Origin of the sequence: Celerinatantimonas yamalensis (assembly GCF_046054155.1) — a bacterium.
Classification (GTDB): domain Bacteria; phylum Pseudomonadota; class Gammaproteobacteria; order Enterobacterales; family Celerinatantimonadaceae; genus Celerinatantimonas; species Celerinatantimonas yamalensis.
The window spans coordinates 1-21,026 of record NZ_JBEQCT010000013.1 but is presented as its reverse complement, the minus strand read 5'-3'; the positions used below and the strand labels follow the sequence as shown (position 1 = coordinate 21,026).

Annotated in this window: 23 protein-coding genes; 11 read left to right on the top strand and 12 right to left on the bottom strand. The window is 47.4% G+C overall.

Translation table 11 applies throughout. From position 1 onward, the window contains the following. Nucleotides 1-9: 9 nt before the first annotated feature. The 4 genes from ABUE30_RS17950 to ABUE30_RS17935 form a co-directional block, all read right to left on the bottom strand. The gene (locus ABUE30_RS17950; protein ID WP_408625218.1) at nucleotides 10-327 is read right to left on the bottom strand and encodes a hypothetical protein; all 318 of its coding nucleotides are present in this window, start codon (nucleotides 325-327) and stop codon (nucleotides 10-12) included. Beyond that, entirely contained in the window at nucleotides 327-650 is a 324-nt protein-coding gene (locus ABUE30_RS17945; RefSeq protein WP_408625217.1) for a DUF1820 family protein, read from the bottom strand. The genes ABUE30_RS17950 and ABUE30_RS17945 overlap by 1 nt, the downstream gene beginning before the upstream one ends. 186 nt (nucleotides 651-836) lie before the next feature. Beyond that, nucleotides 837-1,634 (bottom strand): PhzF family phenazine biosynthesis protein, encoded by a 798-nt coding sequence (locus ABUE30_RS17940; RefSeq protein WP_408625216.1) that lies wholly within the window; start codon nucleotides 1,632-1,634, stop codon nucleotides 837-839. Nucleotides 1,635-1,665: 31 nt separating this feature from the next. After that, nucleotides 1,666-1,809, bottom strand: coding sequence for a hypothetical protein (locus ABUE30_RS17935; RefSeq protein ID WP_408625215.1), 144 nt, complete (start codon nucleotides 1,807-1,809; stop codon nucleotides 1,666-1,668). Between the two features lie 284 nt (nucleotides 1,810-2,093). Here ABUE30_RS17935 and ABUE30_RS17930 point away from each other — a divergent pair, with 284 nt between their 5' ends. Next, on the top strand, nucleotides 2,094-2,534 hold the full coding sequence (locus ABUE30_RS17930) for an Rrf2 family transcriptional regulator (protein WP_408625214.1): 441 nt from the start codon (nucleotides 2,094-2,096) through the stop codon (nucleotides 2,532-2,534). Further along, the gene (locus ABUE30_RS17925; RefSeq protein ID WP_408625213.1) at nucleotides 2,521-2,886 is read left to right on the top strand and encodes a SirB2 family protein; all 366 of its coding nucleotides are present in this window, start codon (nucleotides 2,521-2,523) and stop codon (nucleotides 2,884-2,886) included. Before ABUE30_RS17930 ends, ABUE30_RS17925 begins: the two co-directional genes overlap by 14 nt. 12 nt (nucleotides 2,887-2,898) lie before the next feature. Here the strand turns inward: ABUE30_RS17925 and ABUE30_RS17920 are convergent, their stop codons facing one another. Genes ABUE30_RS17920 through def form a run of 5 tightly spaced genes read right to left on the bottom strand, consistent with a single transcriptional unit; the run spans nucleotide 2,899 to nucleotide 8,591 of the window. Further along, the gene (locus tag ABUE30_RS17920) at nucleotides 2,899-4,347 is read right to left on the bottom strand and encodes a TrkH family potassium uptake protein (RefSeq protein ID WP_408625255.1); all 1,449 of its coding nucleotides are present in this window, start codon (nucleotides 4,345-4,347) and stop codon (nucleotides 2,899-2,901) included. Between the two features lie 2 nt (nucleotides 4,348-4,349). After that, nucleotides 4,350-5,726 carry a Trk system potassium transporter TrkA gene (gene trkA / locus ABUE30_RS17915; protein ID WP_408625212.1) on the bottom strand — a complete coding sequence of 459 codons (1,377 nt, stop codon included), beginning with the start codon at nucleotides 5,724-5,726 and terminating at the stop codon, nucleotides 4,350-4,352. Nucleotides 5,727-5,783: 57 nt separating this feature from the next. Next, nucleotides 5,784-7,082 (bottom strand): 16S rRNA (cytosine(967)-C(5))-methyltransferase RsmB, encoded by a 1,299-nt coding sequence (rsmB, locus tag ABUE30_RS17910; protein ID WP_408625254.1) that lies wholly within the window; start codon nucleotides 7,080-7,082, stop codon nucleotides 5,784-5,786. Between the two features lie 5 nt (nucleotides 7,083-7,087). Then, nucleotides 7,088-8,041 (bottom strand): methionyl-tRNA formyltransferase, encoded by a 954-nt coding sequence (gene fmt / locus ABUE30_RS17905; RefSeq protein ID WP_408625211.1) that lies wholly within the window; start codon nucleotides 8,039-8,041, stop codon nucleotides 7,088-7,090. Nucleotides 8,042-8,078: 37 nt separating this feature from the next. After that, nucleotides 8,079-8,591 (bottom strand): peptide deformylase, encoded by a 513-nt coding sequence (gene def, locus ABUE30_RS17900; protein ID WP_408625210.1) that lies wholly within the window; start codon nucleotides 8,589-8,591, stop codon nucleotides 8,079-8,081. Nucleotides 8,592-8,846: 255 nt separating this feature from the next. On the opposite strand from def, the gene dprA reads away from it, so the two are divergent. The 3 genes from dprA to ABUE30_RS17885 all read left to right on the top strand — a co-directional run bounded on the left by dprA (nucleotide 8,847) and on the right by ABUE30_RS17885 (nucleotide 11,063). Next, nucleotides 8,847-9,947, top strand: coding sequence for a DNA-processing protein DprA (dprA, locus tag ABUE30_RS17895; RefSeq protein WP_408625209.1), 1,101 nt, complete (start codon nucleotides 8,847-8,849; stop codon nucleotides 9,945-9,947). Next, nucleotides 9,947-10,420: a DUF494 family protein gene (locus ABUE30_RS17890; protein ID WP_408625208.1), complete on the top strand. Its 474-nt coding sequence runs from the start codon at nucleotides 9,947-9,949 to the stop codon at nucleotides 10,418-10,420. The genes dprA and ABUE30_RS17890 overlap by 1 nt, the downstream gene beginning before the upstream one ends. A gap of 61 nt (nucleotides 10,421-10,481) precedes the next feature. After that, nucleotides 10,482-11,063 (top strand): DNA topoisomerase family protein, encoded by a 582-nt coding sequence (locus tag ABUE30_RS17885; protein WP_408625207.1) that lies wholly within the window; start codon nucleotides 10,482-10,484, stop codon nucleotides 11,061-11,063. Here ABUE30_RS17885 and ABUE30_RS17880 read toward each other — a convergent pair whose 3' ends face one another. After that, nucleotides 11,064-12,197 carry a 5-(carboxyamino)imidazole ribonucleotide synthase gene (locus ABUE30_RS17880; RefSeq protein WP_408625206.1) on the bottom strand — a complete coding sequence of 378 codons (1,134 nt, stop codon included), beginning with the start codon at nucleotides 12,195-12,197 and terminating at the stop codon, nucleotides 11,064-11,066. Nucleotides 12,198-12,199: 2 nt separating this feature from the next. Beyond that, the gene (gene purE / locus ABUE30_RS17875; protein WP_408625205.1) at nucleotides 12,200-12,685 is read right to left on the bottom strand and encodes a 5-(carboxyamino)imidazole ribonucleotide mutase; all 486 of its coding nucleotides are present in this window, start codon (nucleotides 12,683-12,685) and stop codon (nucleotides 12,200-12,202) included. 355 nt (nucleotides 12,686-13,040) lie between these two features. Here purE and ABUE30_RS17870 point away from each other — a divergent pair, with 355 nt between their 5' ends. From ABUE30_RS17870 to mdoH, 6 genes are all read left to right on the top strand, one after another. Next, a complete protein-coding gene (locus tag ABUE30_RS17870; RefSeq protein ID WP_408625204.1) occupies nucleotides 13,041-13,598 on the top strand; it encodes an L-threonylcarbamoyladenylate synthase in 558 nt (185 codons plus the stop codon). A gap of 18 nt (nucleotides 13,599-13,616) precedes the next feature. After that, a complete protein-coding gene (gene hemF / locus ABUE30_RS17865; RefSeq protein ID WP_408625253.1) occupies nucleotides 13,617-14,543 on the top strand; it encodes an oxygen-dependent coproporphyrinogen oxidase in 927 nt (308 codons plus the stop codon). Between the two features lie 114 nt (nucleotides 14,544-14,657). Next, entirely contained in the window at nucleotides 14,658-15,017 is a 360-nt protein-coding gene (gene maoP / locus ABUE30_RS17860; RefSeq protein WP_408625203.1) for a DUF413 domain-containing protein, read from the top strand. A gap of 110 nt (nucleotides 15,018-15,127) precedes the next feature. Further along, on the top strand, nucleotides 15,128-15,946 hold the full coding sequence (gene aroE, locus ABUE30_RS17855) for a shikimate dehydrogenase (RefSeq protein ID WP_408625202.1): 819 nt from the start codon (nucleotides 15,128-15,130) through the stop codon (nucleotides 15,944-15,946). A gap of 302 nt (nucleotides 15,947-16,248) precedes the next feature. Beyond that, nucleotides 16,249-17,856: a glucan biosynthesis protein gene (locus tag ABUE30_RS17850; protein WP_408625201.1), complete on the top strand. Its 1,608-nt coding sequence runs from the start codon at nucleotides 16,249-16,251 to the stop codon at nucleotides 17,854-17,856. Between the two features lie 11 nt (nucleotides 17,857-17,867). Beyond that, nucleotides 17,868-20,078, top strand: coding sequence for a glucans biosynthesis glucosyltransferase MdoH (gene mdoH / locus ABUE30_RS17845; protein WP_408625200.1), 2,211 nt, complete (start codon nucleotides 17,868-17,870; stop codon nucleotides 20,076-20,078). 57 nt (nucleotides 20,079-20,135) lie between these two features. Here mdoH and ABUE30_RS17840 read toward each other — a convergent pair whose 3' ends face one another. Further along, nucleotides 20,136-20,669, bottom strand: a complete 534-nt coding sequence (locus ABUE30_RS17840; protein WP_408625199.1) for a gamma carbonic anhydrase family protein — start codon at nucleotides 20,667-20,669, stop codon at nucleotides 20,136-20,138. Nucleotides 20,670-21,026: the final 357 nt, after the last annotated feature.

Genomic DNA, 21,026 nt, shown 5'->3' with positions numbered 1-21,026 from the left:
TATCTTGGATTAATGGTCGCGATAATGGCGCACTTGTATCAGTAACGATTGGTAATACTCTGCGACGTTGGAAAGCTTGTCTTGATACTCGCCTGGTGACGCCTTCGCTAAGTTTTCACAGGCGCCGGTCAGCAAGGGATCATGGAGCAAGCTGGCAATGCCACTAAACAAAGCAACTACTTGTACTTTAAGCTGCTCATCTACGTGGGCTTTGGTGAGCAAATCAAGCTCTTGCGGAGCTTGTGTGATTAACTCATCGAGCCAAAATTGCAGTTTTTCCTTGCAACCAAATAGCCAAGCCAGCTTGTCCCAATCAACAGATTCCATCAGTCGGGATTTCTCGTATAAATAGCGTTTGGAAATGGATGAACTTTATCGCTAACGTCGGTCAGCTTGACTGCTCCGGGTTTACTAACGCGATCAATTCGCAGCACGTTGTGCATAGGGATAAATGAGCTTTCAACATCGGCAAACTCGATTTTCAGCTTTTCTTCGCTGGGGTCAACGACGACCGTAGAATTGCTATTAAAGACAAAATCACTGACTTCAATAAAGCCGAAGAGGCTCCCTTGGCTCACGTTTTTAGCATACAGTTCATAGTATTTGCCATTACTGACAAACTGAATTCGATAGACAGATACGGTGCTCATAAAGTCGATTTTCTTTTCATCAGATCAAAGTGGCTATTCTATAGCGAGTTGCTGAACGGTTCAAAGAAAAGCCACTTTATCGACTTCATTAACTGGCAAAACATAAAGTTGGCTAAAATGAACAATGAAGTCTCAACGCCAACGGTACTTTGTTGTTGCTTAACTGTTTGTTATCAACAATGACCACTAAACGTATGCGGTGCCTTTCATATATAGCACACTAAAACCCGATACTAAAACCCGCTCATTAATGACGTTACAAAATACAACACCACCTCGTTGAGAAGCTTGGTAAGCAACTAAACTTGATTTAGAAAGCTGTTTCGCCCAATACGGAGCAAGAGCTGAATGTATGGAACCTGTCACGGGGTCTTCATCGCCACCGTTTGCAGGCCAAAAGTAGCGTGATATGAAATCGTATTCATTCGCCTTAGCGGTGACGACAACATCAAATGGGGCCAACAATTTAAGGTGTTCTGATTGATAATGCAGACGTCTAACGTCATCTTCTGATGACATAACCGCAAAGTAGGCTTGGCGATTTTTTAATACTTGCAAGGGCTGATGAGATAGGCCCGCAAGTAATGCTGGAGGTATATTCACGATCGGTTCGGGGCATTGATTAGGAAAATTCATTTCAATTTTCCCGTCATTAAGTTGATTGACTAATAATGCACCGACTTCAACCTCCGATGTCAAAAACTCAATTTCACCTTGACCGCCCAACTGATTGAATATCACAGATGAGGCTGCCAACGTAGCATGTCCACAAAAATCGATTTCAGTTAACGGAGAAAACCAGCGAATTTCATATTTATTTGGAGTTAATGCTTTGATAAACGCGGTTTCTGAAAGGTTATTTTCTGTTGCAATTGCCTGCATTAGTTCGGGTTCTAGCCAACTGTCTAGCGGAAAAACTGCAGCTGAATTCCCCTTGAATTGCTGCTTCGTAAAAGCATCAACGATAAAAAAATCCAATTTCATTCCGACCAATCCTTTTGGTGTTATATCAGCATTATTGTTCTTGTCGCTGGCGCTGCAGTTGTTTTGCTTGCTGGTGTGATAAGCCAATTCGCTGACAAGCTTGGATAAAGTCTAGCCCAACATGGAGCATCAAAAGATCAATGGCAGGCAGCAAAGCGCGTTGTTGTTGAGACATTTTAAGACCTTTATCACAGAGGGAATGAGGATAAACGATAACATAAATTTTATGTTATCAATTTGATCTATTCCACAAAATTATAGTTTAACAAAATGTTGTCAGATTGTAAGTTGCGGCCTCTTCAGTAAGACAAGGTAAATGATACCTTTGAATAGCGACTTAAACTTGATGCAGATTCAGATTTATCCAGAATGCATCTGCTATGTTCAGAACCTTAATTTAAAAAAAGTGTGACAGACGATGTTGATCGCTGTCGACGGGCCAAATCATTAGGGGGTTCTATGCAACTGACACTTTTTACGGATTACTGTATCCGTTCGCTGATCATGGTTTCGACGCGCCCTCCTGAGCAGTTAACCACCATTAGCGAAATTGCTGATAAATATCAACTCTCACGGAACCATGTGGTCAAGGTGGTGCACCGTTTAGGGCAATTGGGTTATCTGTATACGCAACGTGGAAAAAATGGTGGCATGCGCTTGGCTCGTCCTGCGGAAGAAATCCATATTGGTACATTGATTCGCGATGTTGAACCCCACCACTCGTTGATGAACTGTAGCGCGCCGCATTGTTGCTTAACCCATCAATGCCGAATGAAATCGATCTTAGCTAAGGCCAGCCAGTTATTTTACAATGAGCTTGACCGATACTCGCTGGCCGATATTATCAAAGAACCTGAAGCCGTCTTTGAGATATTAAACGTTCATGATGAATTTTTTTAAACCGTTAGTCGATATTCATATTGTTAGTGCCATCGTTAGTATTGTTGGTTTTGTTTGGCGTTGGCAGTTGGCATTACGCCAGTCGAGCGTGTTGCAGCATAAAGCGGTTAAGATTGTGCCGCATGTTGTGGATACCGTGTTACTGGGAAGTGGGATTTGGATGTGTGTACTCATTGATGAGTACCCATTTATAGCAAACTGGCTAACGGCCAAATTGGTGTTGTTGGTGGTTTATATTGTGTTGGGCACCATTGCGATTAAACGAGCGAGAAGTCAACACCAACGTGTGCTCAGTGGGTTGCTGGCGATTATTGTATTTGCTGCGATTGCAGTGATTGCTTATTGCCATTAACGGTTTAAGCCGTTAGACATCGCGCCAATAGGCAGGGAAAAATAGCACGACTACGGTTAAAATTTCGAGCCGCCCCATGAGCATTCCGCCGCTGAGTAACCATTTAGACGGATCGGGGAGTGAGGCGAAATTACTACTGGGTCCGATGATCTCGCCTAGACCTGGGCCGACATTCGCCACCGCCGTAATTGCACCACTGATGGCGGTGGTGGGATCAGATCCTAAATAGCTTAGTCCTGCCGAAAGAACAATGATTGTCAATCCATAGGCCACGGTAAATGCCACCACTGAGCGAACAATATCATCGTTGACCGGACGGCCGTTATAACGCTGCGGGAAAATCCCTCGCGGATATAATAGTTGACGAACTTGCTTGTGAAACAAAGTGGCGGCTATTTGCAGGCGAAATATCTTGAGTCCACCTGCGGTGGAACCGGAGCAAGCGCCAACTAGCATCAAAAAGACAAATAACGTGGTCGTAAAGTGCCCCCATTGACTAAAATCAGTCAGGCCAAACCCAGTGGTTGTGACGATCGATAATATATTAAATAAGCTGACTCGTAACGCATCGATATAGGGCAGTGCACTATGTCGCCATAGCCATAAGCTCATTATCAAAGTGACTCCAGCAATCAAGAGGAAAAAGCCGCGAACTTGTGCATCTTGGGTGAGTTGGCTGAGTCGCCGTTGTCGCAGTGCTTGGACAAAAAGGAGGAAGGGCAGCCCTCCTAAGAACATAAATAGAATGCCATTCCAATGAGCCAGTTTACTAAAATGGGCCATCGACTGATCAGAGGTAGAGTATCCCCCTGTAGACAGCGTTGTCATGGCGTGATTGATGGCCTCAAACCAACTCATGCCTGCCAATCGATAACCTACGGCACACAGAATACTCAAAACCGTATAAACCGTTAAGATATTGGCCGCAATATGTTTGGTTCGCGGCGCACTTTTTTCTGACCAATCGGATGATTCGGTTTGAAATAGGCGCATCCCACCAACATTAAGAAACGGCAAAATCGCCACGGCTAGCACGATGAAACCAATCCCTCCCAGCCATTGTAACAATGAGCGCCATAACAGCAGCGCAGGAGGCAGTTTGTCTAAACCTGATAAAATTGTTGAGCCAGTGGTGGTGAGCCCTGACATGGTTTCAAAATAGGCATCGGTGTAACTGGTATGCCCTAAAAACATGATGGGTAGTGCGCCAAATGCGCAACAGATCACCCATACGGAACTGGTGAGCAAAAACATCTCACGGGCTTTCATCCGAGAGTGACTCATTCTGCCGAAATGGAGCATTAACAAGGAAACTACATGGGTGATCAGAATCGCTTCAATAAATTGAATTGAGCCGGGCGTACCAGTAAAAAAGGCGAGCGCCGCTGGCACATACATAAACAGTGCCAGCTTAGAGAGAACTAACCCGTTCACAAAGACAATTGGCTTGAATTTGACGATCATTATAAAAAGAACGGGCTAGGTTGGAACAGTTTTTCAACATCTGGAACGTATTTTTTGTCGACTAAAAACATCACCACATGATCATTTTGCTCGATGCGGGTGTCGTCGTGGGCAATCAGCACTTCATCGCCACGAACGACTGCCCCGATGGTTGTCCCTGGGGGTAAGCTTAGTTCACTGACGGTGCGACCAACCACTTTTGAGGTGTGTTCATCGCCGTGGGCGATTGCTTCAATGGCCTCGGCAGCGCCGCGGCGCAGTGAATAGACATTGACGATATCACCCTTGCGCACATGCGTTAACAGTGCTGATAACGTGGCTTGCTGCGGCGAAATGGCAATATCAATGACGCCGCCTTGGACCAGATCCACATACGCTGAGCGCTGGATCAGGACAATGGCTTTTTTCGCCCCCATTTTTTTAGCCAGCATCGCCGACATAATGTTGGCTTCATCATCATTGGTGACGGCAATAAAAACGTCCACTTGCTCGATATGTTCTTCACGTAGTAGCTCTTGATCAGAAGCATCACCACAGAACACGATGGTATTGTTAAGCATTTCGGAGAGTGACTCGGCGCGCTCGAGTGTTTGTTCGATCAGCTTGACGCTATATTGGGTTTCGAGTCGCTGGGCGAGTGCTGCGCCAATGTTCCCTCCGCCGACGATCATGATGCGCCGGTAGGGCTCTTCGAGGCGCTGTAGTTCACTCATTACTGAGCGAATATGCTCACTGGGTGCGATGAAAAAGACCTCGTCATCTGCTTCAATAACGGTAGTGCCTTGCGGGCGAATCGCATGATCGCGGCGAAAAATAGCGGCAACACGCGTTTCAGTATTGGGAATATGATCGCGCAGGACCGATAATGCATTGCCCACCAGCGGCCCCCCATAATAGGCTTTGACCGCAACTAATCCGACTTGGCCATTAGCAAAGTTCATCACTTGCAGTGCACCTGGATAGTCAATTAAGCGACTAATATAGTCGGTGACCAGTTGCTCTGGTGCAATCAAGTGATCCAGTGGAATCGCTTCAGGACGAAACAACTTATCACGCTCAGCTAAAATAGCTTGCGAGCGGATCCGCGCCACTTTATTAGGTGTATTAAAGAGGGTGTAGGCTATCTGACAGGCAATCATATTGGTTTCGTCACTGTTGGTGACGGCCACTAACATGTCCGCATCTTGGGCTCCTGCCTCACGTAGCACATCGGGGTTTGAGCCATAACCTTGCACGACCCGCAAATCGAACTTATCTTGCAGATCACGCAATCGCTCGTTATCGGTGTCGACCACCGTGATATCGGATTTTTCGCCGACTAGGTTTTCAGCCAGTGTGCCACCGACTTGCCCGGCACCGAGAATGATAATTTTCATAGAATTAACAAGGTGATTAGCCTGTGACTCAATATAGTTTGGACTGCCCCAAATGGTTTAGCCAGCATTGGGACGCTTTTGTAACCGCGCATAATAAAAACCATCTTTATGTAGTTCTCCAGGCAGTATCTGCCAACCGGGTGACTGGGGTGTTTCATCGATGTGAATAGGTAATAACTGGGCATCGCTATGATCGGCTAAAAACCCAGCGATCTGTTGGTTGTTTTCTGCTGGTAATATGGAACAGGTTGCGTACAAAAGAGTGCCGCCGACTTTGAGTTCACCCCATAGCGCCGTTAAGATCTGCTGTTGTAGTACAACTAAAGCCGCAATGTCTTCTTGGCGACGCAACCATTTAATATCAGGATGACGACGGATGACGCCTGTCGCAGAGCATGGCGCATCGAGTAAAATTCGATCATAAGGTCCATCGCTCCACAATTGTGGTTTGCTCGCATCGGCTACGCGCAAGATTGCCTGCAAATTGAGCCTGTCTAAATTTTCTTGTACGCGCGTGAGGCGCTGCGCATCCACATCAATGGCGGTTAATTTGATGCTGGGTTGACGCTCGAGGAGATGACAAGTTTTCCCGCCAGGCGCGGCGCAGGCATCTAAAATTTTGTCATTTGGTTGTGGATCGAGCAGGCGTGCGGCCATCTGTGCAGCCCCATCTTGAACAGAGACCCAACCCTGATGAAAACCCGGGAGCTTAGTTACGCCAACCGGATGCTCTAAGCGCAGTCCATCGGGCGTATCTGGGCAAGGGAAGGCAGAAATATCTGCTTCTACTAATTTAGCTAGGTATTCGGTGGTTGTGATCGCGTGCTGATTCACCCGCAGCCACATTGGCGCGCGTTGATTGTTGGCCTGCAAGATATCGTGGTATTTTTCGGGATAAGCTTGCTCAATTTGCTCACTGAGCCATTTGGGATGACAACTTTGCAGTGATGGCTGCTGATTAATCAGCTCCATTAACTCATCATGGCGGCGCTCAGCATTGCGAAGTACGCCATTGATCAATTTGCTAAATTGACCCAGTTTCAGTTCTCGGCTCGCTTGCACCGTTTCACTGACGGCGGCATGTGCGGGAATGCGCATGTAAAATAGCTGATAAAGACCGGCGAGGATCAAATAATGCCCCGTGCGATATTTGCCTTTCAGCGGTTTATCCATCAGTTGTCTGGCCCAATAATCGAGCCGCGGTAGCAGACGAATCACGCCATAACAGAGTTCTTGAGTTAAACCACGGTCCTTGAGCGAGCAACGAGCTAACTCACGATCAAACAGGCCATTGAGTGACTGACTTTGTTCGATGACTTGAAAAATAATGGAGGCGCTTAATGCGCGCGAAGTCACCAGCTTCATGAACGACTCACTAGTTGGCTGTCGAGCGTAAACCAATCGCGCCGCGCATTCAGTAAGTCAACCACTCCTAAAGGTTTTTTGCCGGGGATCTGCAGCACCTGCAGTTGCAAGGCTTGCTTACCGGTCGCCACCACAATACCAGATTTATCTGCTGAGAGAATGGTCCCAGGTGCAGCGACTTGGGTAGTTTCAACCACTTGAGCTTGCCAGACTTTAATGGCTTGATCGTGCAGCGTAAAGTAACTCACCGGCCACGGGTTAAAAGCGCGAATGCAACGCTCAATCTGCACCGCGTCATCATGCCAGTCAATCTGCGCCTCTGTTTTGGAGAGCTTCTGCGCATAGCTGGCTTGCCCATCATCTTGAACAGTGGCACTGAGTTTATCTTCTGATAGCTTATCCAAGGCATCTATAAGTGCCTGTGGACCAATTTCAGCCAACTTGTCATAGAGTGATGCGCTGGTGTCATCATGGCTAATGGCAATGGCGCTGGTCTGCAGCATTGCGCCGGTGTCGAGCCCTTCATCCATCTGCATTACGGTGACACCCGTTTGCTCATCGCCCGCCCATACTGCCCGTTGGATAGGTGCGGCGCCGCGCCAGCGAGGTAGTAATGAGCCATGAACATTGATACAACCACGCTTAGGTGTGTCTAATATGGCTTTGGGTAAAATCAGGCCATAAGCCACTACTACCATCACATCAGCCTCAAACTCGGCTAATTGCGCTGCGGCTTGTGGCGAACGTAGTGATGTCGGTTGGCAAATAGAGAGTTGGTGCTGCATTGCTAATTCTTTGACTGGGCTGGCGGTGAGTTTTTTGCCGCGCCCTGCGGGGCGATCAGGCTGAGTGTAAACCGCGACCACTTGATGGTCGCTATTCATTAATGCTCTAAGATGACGCGCAGCAAAATCAGGCGTGCCAGCAAAAATAATACGCAATGGTTTCAAACCAAACTCCTATTAGTTGTCTTCTTTGTTGCACGTATTATGTACGTGTTTCACGTTTGGCTAGCTTTTCCATCTTCTGTTTCACCCGTTGGCGTTTCAGCATCGAGAGATAATCAACAAATAACTTCCCTAGTAGATGGTCCATCTCATGCTGGATGCAAATAGCTAATAGCCCTGTGGCATTGAGCTCAAACGGGTTGCCGTCACGATCAAGTGCCTTAATCGTCACTTCGGTCGCGCGCTCAACATCGGCGCGATACTCAGGCACCGATAAACAACCTTCTTCATTCATCGCAACACTGTCAGAGCGCTGAATCACTTCTGGATTGATCAGGACAATCCGCTCATCACGCGTTTCAGAACAATCCATCACAATGACTTGCTGATGAAAATCGACTTGCGTTGCGGCCAATCCAACACCCTCTTCAGCGTACATGGTATCGAACATATCATCGACCATCTTTTGGATCTTCGGCGTGACTTTCGCAACAGGTTTTGCAACGGTACGCAGCCGCTCATCGGGAAATTTTAAAACATTGAGAACTGCCATAAAGTTCGGTCACCTTCTTATCATTGATAGTGTTTACTAGCGAAAAAGCCACTTTTATTGATAATAACAATAAAAATATCTGTTCAACATGCAATAGACTTTCCTCATTTTAGTCATTTCTGCTACTAAAAAACAGCATTAGGCGAGTTTGCTCGATTGCTTTTCATCATCGGTTCTATTTGTTAGCTCAATATATGACGGATGATCGCACTTTCTATACACTAATGATATGAATGTAATTAGTGGAAGAGGTTTATGAATACCGGGGCGATTTCACACATACTGTTAAGATTGGTGGCCGTTGCTGGCATTGGACCAAAACGCTTACAACGTGTGCTGGAGCATATTCCCATCGATCAACTCTCGCAGGTCAGCGCCGCGCAGCTGTATGAGTTGGGTTGGTCAAAGCGTCAAGTCGGCAACTTTGAACAAGGTTGCCAAGAGCTCGAGCAGGCCCAAAACTGGCTCGCTCAGTCGAGTACGCATCATCTGGTCACGTTGGCTGACGTTGAATATCCAGCACGCCTTAAAGAGATCCCACTGCCACCGCCCGTGTTATTTGTGCGCGGTCATGTAGATTGCTTAAGTGCGCCGCAAGTGGCTATGGTGGGAAGCCGTCAGGCGGGCTATAGCGCTAAGGAACAAGTTCGGCGTTTAGCCTATGAACTTGCGGAGGTCGGGTTGGTCATTACCAGCGGTTTGGCGCTGGGGATTGATAGCGCAGCGCATTATGGGGCATTACTGGCTGGTCAGACCATTGCCGTGATGGGAACAGGGATTGATCGTATTTATCCAGCGCGGCATCGACAGCTCGCTGAGCAAATTTGTCAACAGGGTGCGTTGGTCAGTGAATTTCTTCCTGGTTGTCCGCCCAAAGCGCAGCAGTTTCCGCGGCGTAACCGGGTGATTAGTGGGTTAAGTATTGGGATCGTTGTGGGGGAGGCGGCTGCGCGTAGCGGTTCGCTGATTACCGCGCGTTATGCACTTGAACAGAATCGAGAATTGTTTGCTATTCCTGGAAATATCGACAATCCTTTAAGTGAAGGACCGCACCAGCTTATTCAGCATGGGGCTAAATTGGTTACATCGACTGCCGATATACTCAATGAGCTTATCTGGTTAATTCCAGATTTTTTGGACAATAAATGCGCACCATCAGATAATAGTTGTCAACAGCAATTGCCAAGGGATGAATTGTTGGATAACGTAGGTTATGAGACGACAACACTAGACCAAGTTGTCGAACGCAGCTTACTGCCTGTGGAATACGTCGTCGGGAAATTGATTGAGCTGGAAATAGCCGGTGAGATCGCATCCGTACCCGGCGGTTATGTCCGATCGAGGAGGAACCCGTGATGTTTGATATCCTCATGTATCTTTTCGAGACCTATATCCACAGTGATGTTGAACTGCTGATGGATCATGATGAACTCACCGATGAGCTCTCTCGTGCAGGGTTTCGTAAAGAGGAGATCTATAAAGCTCTGGACTGGCTAGAGCAGCTGGCTGCACTTCAGGAAAGTGATATTCACCCCTACCTGAGCCCGTCGGCAACCTCAGCCATTCGCATATTTACTCAGCCAGAGATGGCTAAGCTAGATGTCGAATGTCGTGGTTTTTTGATGTTTTTGGAGCAGATCAAGGTATTGATGCCAGAAACCCGTGAAATGGTGTTGGATCGGGTGATGGAATTGGATAGTCCAGAAATTGAGCTCGATGATCTAAAATGGATCATCTTGATGGTGCTGTTCAATGTCCCTGGTAGTGAATCTGCATATCAGCAAATGGAAGAGCTGATTTTTGAAGTAGGAGATGGCATCTTGCATTAGCTGCAGTTTAGCTCGGTGATGCAATGGCTATCCGAGTTAACTCGTTGTTACTAAGAGACTTATGGCTAAGATTGATCCAAAATTGTTTTCTGCACATAAACATGCGCTGGAAGGACCGGTAGATCCTTGTCCAAAGTGTGGTGCTGAGCTGGTTTACCAACATCGTAAAGGCGGCTCATTTATCAGCTGTAGCCGACACCCAGGGTGTGATTATACCCGCTCGTTACATGATGATAATGCGCGGATTGAAAAACTGTTGCCCGGTACCGAGTGCCCAGAGTGCGGTCAGCAATTAATACTGCGCAGCGGTCGTTATGGGCTGTTCGTGGGCTGTAGTGGGTTTCCTGAATGTGAGCATATTGAACGTTTAGATAGCCCCCCTGAAGAGGTTCAGGTGAGTTGCCCAAGCTGCCATCAAGGGCAAATTGTGCGCCGTCAATCTCGCTTCGGTAAAACCTTTTATGCCTGTAACCAATACCCGAAGTGCAAATTCGCGCTCAACTATCCGCCGGTGGCTCAACGCTGCCAGTTTTGTGGATTTGAGTTGTTGGTTAAGCGCAAAATGGCCAGTGGTGAACAGCTCTATTGCGCCAGTAAAAAATGTGGGAAGTTACAGCCGGAGCCAGAAGGCTCCGACGAATAGTTAGTCTTGTTGCAAATACAGATGCAATGCTGGAAATTGCTCGGCAGGTAATTTGCGTGCAAGCTCAGTGATGTGCTCAGTGAGCTGTTCGCGGCTGGGAGCACTTAAATTGATATGTCCCATTTTACGTCCTGCACGTTTATCTTTACCATACCAATGGACTCGGCAACCGGGTAGCGCATAGACGGCAGGGTCGAGCGTATCTTCACCAAGAATATTCACCATAGCCGTTGGTTCTCGCAGCGACGTATCACCGAGTGGTAACCCGGCAACGGCGCGCAGATGGTTATCAAACTGGCTAATAAATGCACCTTGCTGGCTCCAATGCCCTGAGTTATGAACACGTGGTGCAATTTCGTTGACCAGCAGCCGTTCACCTACCACAAAGAATTCAATCGCTAACACCCCAACATAGTTAAGCTGCTTGGCTATGGCATGAAACATCTGTTGAGCTTGCTGCTGCAGGGCACCGGGTAGACTACCGTCAACAATCGAGAGATTAAGTACCCCTTGATGGTGATGGTTTAGCGCGAGCGGATAGCTAACAATATCGCCGTCGTGGCTGCGAGCACCCACCAATGACACTTCATAATCAAATGGGATCATTTGTTCGGCGATCAATGCCTGTTGCGGGTTGTCATGCAAGAACGCTTGTAGCGTTGGCCACAGTTTTTCGGCTTCAGCTAACGTTGCTAATCGCCATTGTCCCTTGCCATCATAGCCCGCCAATGCACTTTTAAGCACGAGTGGTAAATCAAGCTGGGTGAGGGCTTGCTCGAACCCAATTTTATCGTTGACGATTAGATGCGGCGCATTAGCCACTTGGGCTTGCTCGAGCAGCTCTTTTTCCAGTCGGCGATCAGCGCCCGCTTTAATGGCACGGGCATCTGGATACATTTTGCCGCTTTGCTCGCAGGTCTCCAGCACATCATAGGGGATATGCTCAAATTCGCTGGTAATCACATCAGCCCACGCAATTGCATCGTTAAGTGATTGTGGATAAATCTGTTTAGTGAGAGGGTCAACGACCTGTTTGGGCCCTACATCATAGGCGCGCAGAGAGAGCTCTAATACCCATCCATCGAGCGCCATCATGCGCGCGAGTTGACCCGCCCCCAATACTAAGATATTCATGACTATGCCTCACTTGGATCGGGGTGTTCGAGCACTTGCTGAGTTTGTTTGGCGCGAAAGGCATCCACTTTTGCTAATAGATCAGTATCACTGGTCGCTAAGATCTGGGCGGCTAATAGCCCCGCATTCGCAGCACCTGATTCACCGATGGCCAATGTCCCAACTGCGACACCTTTAGGCATCTGAACGATGGAGAGTAGTGAGTCCATTCCTTTTAATGCACGTGATTGAACGGGTACGCCCAGCACTGGCAATGAGGTAAACGCGGCGCACATACCGGGTAGATGAGCCGCTCCGCCAGCACCAGCAATAATAACCTTTAAACCGCGCTGCTGTGCACCTTGGGCGTAATCTGCCAGTAGTTGAGGGGTGCGATGGGCTGAAACGACCTGAGTTTCATAGGCAATACCAAATTGATCTAACATTGCTGCGGCATGCGACATTGTTGGCCAATCGGACTTTGAGCCCATGATGATTCCAACTTTCATTTCCGACTCCTGTTGAGTTGCTGCGTTATTGAAATGGGGGAGGGCATTATAACCTGAATCATGAAAGCTTATGAAATATTCAAATGTATTGACATGTGATAACTGGCAAAATCGGCAAATGCTCGGGCGAATGTGAAGCCGCAGTAGGTTTTGCAATGGTGTTTAGCGCCTTGAATCTGTTTTTGGAGACAGACGTTATGAGTCTATGATTCTATGATTCGACTCAGTGGTGTTGGACTTGGGGAAACGCATCGTGATGGCGCCGCGTAACGCTTATTAGGCCATGCTGGCGAGTGACTTCCGAGAGTTAAATAAATCAGGTAAGGTGATATCAAAGTATAAAGGAGAATTTAGCGTGAGCAGTTTAGAGCAGACCGTCAATGCGTTACATCAAGGGCAGGTGATTGCTTATCCGACCGAAGGGGTGTTTGGTTTAGGGTGTGATCCTGATCGACCACAGGCCATTGAACGACTCTTAGCGATTAAGCAACGCCCAAAAGAAAAAGGCCTTATTTTGATTGCCGCCGATTTTAGCCAGCTTGAATTATACGTGGATCTGGATCGTTTAACGAGCGTGCGCCGCGAGCAAATTTTTGCCAGTTGGCCGGGCCCCATAACCTGGGTTCTTCCCGCTTCTGATTTAACCAGTCGCTGGGTCACCGGACAGTTTGACACAGTGGCGGTGCGAGTCAGTGACCACCCACTAGTGGTATCGCTGTGCGAAGCCTTTGGCAAACCGATTATCTCGACCAGTGCCAATTTATCGGGTCAACCAGCGGCGCTGCATGAAGCAGAGGTTGAGCGCCAATTCGGGGGACAGATAGCTGCCATTTTAAGTGGTCAAACGGGCGGGCGGAATAAACCTAGTCGGATTATGGACGGCTTAACGGGTGACGTTTTACGTGAAGGTTGATGATATAGGGGTAAAGCGATAGTGGGTAGGCAGCAAGTTATCGATTTTTTAATTGAGCTTCAAGAGCGGATCTGCCGCCAGCTTGAAGCACTCGATAACGTTAAATTTAATATTGATCGCTGGCAGCGTGAGCCCGGTGCCAAAGGGCTGAGCGGTGGTGGGGATAGCCGAGTGCTCTATGGTGAGACATTTGAGCAAGCGGGGGTGAATTTCTCTCATGTGCATGGTGCGCAATTGCCGAGTGCAGCAACTCATAATCGTCCTGAATTAGTCGGACGTAGTTTTGAGGCGATGGGGGTGTCGTTAGTGATTCATCCTCGTAACCCCTATGTCCCAACCAGCCATGCGAACGTGCGTTTTTTTATTGCCGACAAGCCGGGTGAAGAGCCTGTTTGGTGGTTTGGTGGCGGGTTTGATCTGACCCCTTTTTACCCATTTGATGAGGATGTACGTCATTGGCACCAAGTGGCGCATGATCTTTGCCAGCCGTTTGGCGCGACTCGCTATGCAGAGCATAAACGGTGGTGTGATGAATACTTTTATCTGCCGCATCGCGGTGAAACGCGAGGCGTAGGTGGGTTATTTTTCGATGATCTTTGTCAGCCTGATTTTGCGACCTGTTTTGCCTACATGCAAGCGGTTGGGGAAGGTTTTACCCGAGGCTATTTACCGATTGTCCTGCGACGAATGGATATGGACTATGGTGAGCGCGAGCGGCAGTTTCAGTTATATCGTCGAGGTCGCTATGTGGAGTTTAATTTGGTTTATGATCGTGGGACTTTATTTGGCTTACAAAGCGGTGGTCGCACCGAGTCTATTTTGATGTCGATGCCACCGTTAGCCCGCTGGCAATACGGGTATCAAAGTGAGCCTGGTTCAGCTGAATCGCGGTTACTGGATTACTTAACCGCGCAAGATTGGCTTTCGATATCAAAGGAAAATTGATTTTTATTAAAAATTCATGATTTTTTACTTGCATGTTATGGGGGTTTGGATTATTTACTCAATTGCATATAGGCTAGATGCAATGCATCATTTTAGATAGAGATGAAGCTAGTTATGAGTGGATCTTTTGCAACGAACCGTCGATTTTTCGACGACAAACATTTCCCCCGCGGTTTTTCTCGCTCAGGGGTTTTCACAATCAAAGAAGCGCAGGTGTTAGAGAGCTTTGGCTTTGCGTTTAAAGAGCTGGACGAGCAACTTAGACAACCTAGTGATACGGTTGAACAGCGCTTTGTGGCTGTTTGTCGTGGTGAACAGGCGGCTGAATCAGCCGAAGAAAAAGCTTGGCTCAAATTCAAGCAGCGAACAGGACGTCGTCGCTTTCATGCACTAGTTGGATCACCGAAAGTAGTGGCTAGTGATGATGAGGTGAGTAGCAGTAGTGATGACGAAGATTTAGTTATGGAAGACTAAATAGAATAATACAGTGGCTTTGGCCACTGTATTCTAATTGTTTCTCGATATTGCCGATAAAAATCGCTATGGTTAATAGAGTTTTTTAATTATTCGAGTAGAGGCACATCGTGGATCGTTATGCAGTGATTGGCCATCCGATCAACCATTCTAAATCCCCTTTCATTCACACTCTTTTTGCCCGCCAAACGCAGCAACACATGTGCTATGAAGCAATTGAACTCGCCAAAGATGGATTTATCGCAGGTGTGAGTGAATTGTTCGCTAACGGTCTTCGCGGATGCAACGTGACGGTACCGTTTAAACAGCAGGCGTATCAATTTGCCCATCAGTTAACTGACCGAGCACGTGTGGCCCATGCGGTGAATACGCTAAAAATGACCGATGATGGTTTAATTCTTGGTGATAATACCGATGGGGCTGGTTTGCTGACTGCGCTGGATCTTGAGTTTGGTTCGCTGGCTGATCGGTGTATTTTACTGCTAGGCGCTGGCGGCGCGGCGCGGGGGGTTATTGGGCCGCTTTTAGCTGCAAACCCTCGGTCACTAGTGATTGCTAATCGCACCCACGACAAGGCGCAGGCGCTTGCCGAGCAATTTAGCACCTTGGGGGGGATAGAGGCAATGTCATTGACCAATCTCGATGGTCGTTTTGACTTGATTATTAATGCCACCTCTGCCAGTTTAGCCGGTCAGCGGTTGAGCTTACCTGCGCGGGTGATCCATCCCCAAGTGTGTTGTTATGACATGATGTATCAGGTGGGTATGACCGAATTCAATCAATGGGCCAAGCAGTTAGGGGCACGGCAGACCATTGATGGCTTAGGAATGTTGGTCTCTCAAGCCGCGGAAAGTTTTGCGATTTGGCGTGGTATTCGCCCCGGCGTGCGACAAGTGATAAGTGAAATGCGGCGGAATATGAACGTTTAGTCGGCAAAAAAGACTTTTATCCCTCATCAAGGAAAACCGATACCTACATTTATGGATTTTTTTCTTGCTAAAGCTCCATTATATTAGCCCATAAGTTACAGATAGACTTAAGAATATGATGATTTTTCCATCATAGAATTGGCCTCATGGTGTGAATTGGCGTAGCGTTAACGCGTTAACTCAACCGCCGGCGTTTTGTGATGCTATCGTATTACTAACTGACCATTTTAGAGAATTGCACGTGTTGTGGCGATGGTTTGATATAAATCAAGGCTATTGGTGTGTAGAGGAAGGTGTATTTGATGAAGAACAGACAGATTAGTCTGATGACTCGCATGGTAAAACGAAGTGGGTATGCACTTGTATGTGCATGCGTCTATTTGACAATGGCGAGTCGCGCGGTTTATGCAGATGATGCAACAAATAGTGATGCGCCCCCACAACCTTATATTCAGTATACGAAAAACGGCCCATCTGATCGCAACTCGGTGATTGAACTCGCTAAAAAACTAGCGCAATCGCCTTATCAAGCACCGAGCGAACCACTGCCAAAATCATTGGCGGGTATGTCATTGGCTCAGTATAAAAGCATTTTATTTCAACCCAATCAAGCGGTGTGGGCCAAAGATAACTTACCTTTTCAAATGCAGCTGTTGATGCGCGGTTCCTATTTTGATGCGCCAGTTGAAATTGCTACTGTAGATAATGGTCAGGCAAACCATTTGCCTTTTTCCCCTCAATTGTTTACCCATAGTTCGGGGGAGCCGCTGACTCTGCCTGATCAAGATATTGGCTTTTCTGGATTAAGCTTCTATTATCGCCTGAATCAACCTGAGACTTATAATAAAGTCATCGAATTTCAAGGGGCTAGTTACTTTAAAGCGATCGGAAAAAATGAGCATTGGGGGGCTTCAGCCCGAGGTTTAGCGATTGATACGGCTGATCCCAAAGGTGAAGAGATCCCCGTATTTCGCGCTTTTTGGGTTGAGAAACCCAGCGATAGTAGCAACAGCATTGTGGTCAATGCCCTTTTAGATAGTCCGAGTGTGACGGGGGCTTATCGGTTCACCATTCGCCCTGGCGATACCACCACAATGGATGTCGAGGTATCATTATTCCCTCGCAAAGATCTCAGCAAAGTGGGTTTGGCTCCGATGAACAGCATGTATATGTTTTCGACCAATGATCGACAAAATTTTGATGATTACCGCCCAGAGGTGCACGATTCCGATGGATTGCTGATGGTTAATGGTAAGGGGGAACGGCTATGGCGGCCATTGACGAATCCGAAAACTCTGCAGATGAGCGCATTTGTGGATGAAGCCCCTATTGGTTTTGGTTTGATGCAACGTGATCGCAACTTTTCTGATTACCAAGATCTTTCAGAACATTTTCAAGACCGACCCAGTCTTTGGGTTGAGCCTATTGGCAACTGGGGTAAGGGCAGTGTTTCACTGATTGAAATTCCCTCTGATAGTGAAATCCATGACAATATTGTTGCTTATTGGGCCCCAAAATCACCTTTAAAAGCTGGTAGCGAGTATGATTATTCATATCGCTTACATTGGGGACAAGATCCTCATCCGGCGAGCAATACTTACGTGATTTCTGGCACCTATGCCGGCCGGACCGCGGAAAGTAAAAATAGTAGCCATCGCCACTTTGTGATCGATTACCGCTCGCCCAATGCATCGATACCAGCAACGGCCTCTATGCCGATGGTCAATGTTATTACCTCAAAAGGGAAAATTACCGATGTTCAGGTCGTGAAAAACGCCTATACGCCAGGTTATCGAGTCAGTTTTAATCTCGATGGTGAGGGCATCAGTGCGGCTGAATTACGTGCAGAATTAACCTTCAACGATAATCGCAAAGCCGAAACTTGGTTGTATCGTTGGACGTCGAGCTAATGGTGGGGATGATGTCCGTGAAGTCAAATACCTGCGAGCCGGGAATGCCATTGGAGCAGTCTGCTGCCATGCCAGTTCAAGATCTTAAACATTTTATCCCCATGCAGGTGCGTCAGCCTATCAGTAAAAAGGCGCTTCATTCTGCGCCATGGAAACGTATTTTGGTGCTAGGTGGGGCGCTTTTGATCTCCGCCTTGGCGATTAATGAAATGCGCGCTGTGTTAGGGGTCGGTGGACTGACCCCGATTGAATATATGGTGCTGATTTTATTTGCGTTAACATTTTGCTGGATCACGGTGGCTTTTACCGGTTCGATAGCTGGTTTTGTGTGTGTGCTCAAGCGAACCAACAAAGAACCGCAATACTCAGATGAGCCATTTAATACTCGTACTGCTGTGTTAATGCCCACTTATAATGAGGATCCAGCGCGTCTTTTCGCTGGATTAGAGGCCATGGCCAGAGAAGTGCTTGAAGCTGGAGGCGGAACGCATTTTGATTGGTGTATTATCAGTGATACAACCGATGCTGAGATTGCCCGTAAAGAGCAGCAGGCCGTACGGCTTATTCGTCAACGGTTAGCCGGATCGTGCCACGTTTACTATCGTCGGCGGCGTAAAAATATTGCTCGTAAATCGGGGAATGTCGAAGATTTTTGTGTGCGTTGGGGGAGTCGCTATGATCATCTGTTGGTACTCGATGCTGATAGTTTAATGAGCGGTCGCGTCATGGCTGAGATGGCTCGGCGTATGCAAAAGAATCCAGACTTAGGCTTATTGCAAACCATTCCTCGGTTAATCAATGGAACCACCTTAGTCGCGCGCCTACAGCAGTTTGCTGGACGAGTCTATGGGCCAGTTGTTGGTTCAGGATTATCATGGTGGACGCAAAAAGAGGGTAACTTCTGGGGACATAACGCGATTATTCGCACCCAAGCATTTATGCAATCAGCAGGGTTACCGAAATTGCCCGGCAAACCACCATTTGGTGGGCATATTCTTAGCCATGATTTTGTTGAAGCTGCGCTGCTGCGTCGTAGTGGCTGGGCCGTTGAGATAGCCGATGATCTCAGTGAGTCTTATGAAGAATCACCGCCATCTATTGTGGATTTAGCGGTGCGTGATAGGCGTTGGTGTCAGGGCAATTTGCAGCACAGCCGCGTGATTGGTGCGAAGCGACTACACTGGGTGAGCCGCATGCATATCTTAACGGGGATCATGTCGTATGTATCGTCGCCCTTATGGTTGATGCTGATCATCACCGGGCTGATGCTGGCGCTGCAATATCAATTTGTGCGCCCAGAATACTTTCCGCAAGGTTTTTCATTATTCCCTACTTGGCCCTTGATGGACCCCGAGCGAGCATTACGATTGTTCGCGATTACGATGGGGATTTTATTTGGTCCGAAGATTTTGGGGCTTCTCTCTTTTTTGTGTGATCGCCAGCAGCGCCATCAATCAGGCGGCGTTGTCAGAATATTTATAAGTTTCATCGTCGAAATGATTGTGTCGGCATTAATTGCACCGATCATGATGTTGATGCATAGCGGGGCGGTTACATCTATTTTACTTGGCAAAGATAGTGGTTGGAATCCACAGCGGCGCGATGATGGCCAAATTCCTTGGAAAGATCTATGGCATCGTCATCATTGGCATGTCATCGGCGGTATTATTTTGGCGATTGCTTCGTATATTATCTCACTGGATGTATTGGCGTGGTTGTCACCTGCCATCATTGGCATGATCTTAGCGGTTCCATTGTCATCATGGACGGGGTCTAATCGAATCGGTCGGCGTATCAAACAGGCGGGGATTTTAAAAATTCCAGAAGAGAGCCAAATGCCTGCAATCTGGCAGTTGATGGAGTCGCAGTTGCCGCACTATCAAGATCAACTCACACATACGCCATCACTGGCGGATATCGCCAGTCATCATGAGTTACTGCAAGCGCATCTGCAATTAACGGATCGTCTAATGCCGCGTCCTGCTGGTGATATCGAAGCAATAGATGCCACGGCTGCGATTAAAATTGCTGATGCCCAGTGTATAGAGCAAGCGGTCACTTTTTTAGATGATAAAGAGCAGGCTCGGGTGCAAAACACGCCCGCTTTGATGAAAGCTTTAGCCGCTTTACCTAAAACAGCGCAGTTGCAACTCGAGGTCTCTCGCCAACAGCTGCAACCGCGAGAAAATCAGCGACTGGTTCAATTATTTCGCGAACTCTAAACAGCATCGCCAATAAACTGTGTTTCCAGCATTAATATTAAAAGATGACAGATGATATTAATGTTGGGCCAGATACTCATCTTTTAGTTGTTGATAGTTAAGCGCTGATTGGCGTAAAAATTCGATCTCTTCTGCGGATAACTTGCGAGCTCGAGTGACTGGACTGCCCAGATAGAGATAACCCGACTGGAGTCGTTTGCCCGGTGGTACTAAGGCGCCGGCTCCGAGCATGACGTCATCTTCAATGATCACTCCATCGAGTACAATCGCCCCCATTCCAACTAAAACCCGATTGCCAATCTGACAGGCGTGTAGTGTCGCATTATGGCCGATAGTCACGTCATCGCCAATGGTGAGTGCAAGTCCCTGAGGGTATGTATTGCTAGGGCGGGTTACGTGCAGCACGCTACCATCCTGAACATTAGAACGCGTCCCTATCGTTATCGTGTTTACATCAGCACGAACGACGACTAAAGGCCAGATACTGCAATCATCTGCTAAGGTTACTTTTCCGATAACAACAGCACTGTCATCGATCAATACGCGCTGCGCTAATTTAGGAAAGTGTTCTTTGTAGGATTTTACTGTCATAACAACCTATGGTTAACCGTTATTGATAAGGGAGTCGTGCAGAACTTCTGCGTACGCTTAAATCAATAGATGATTCAAGCTTAGATGCACAGAAAAGGTGTGCACGGGTTTAAAGACGATCATCACCGTTCTTTATGAACAGTCAATTGTCATCAGACTAACTTTTGACCCGAGTCAATACTCGTTGTCTCCACGAATATAGCAACCAACAAAGCGATAGCCTAAAAACGATGAAGTTGACTATTTTTAGCACAAAGTACGAGCTTTTGTGTATATAGTGAGCGTCTTTGGATGAAATCTCTACAAACAGTTAAAAAAACGCAAAAAAACATAAAAAAGGGTTGCGTAAAACCGAGC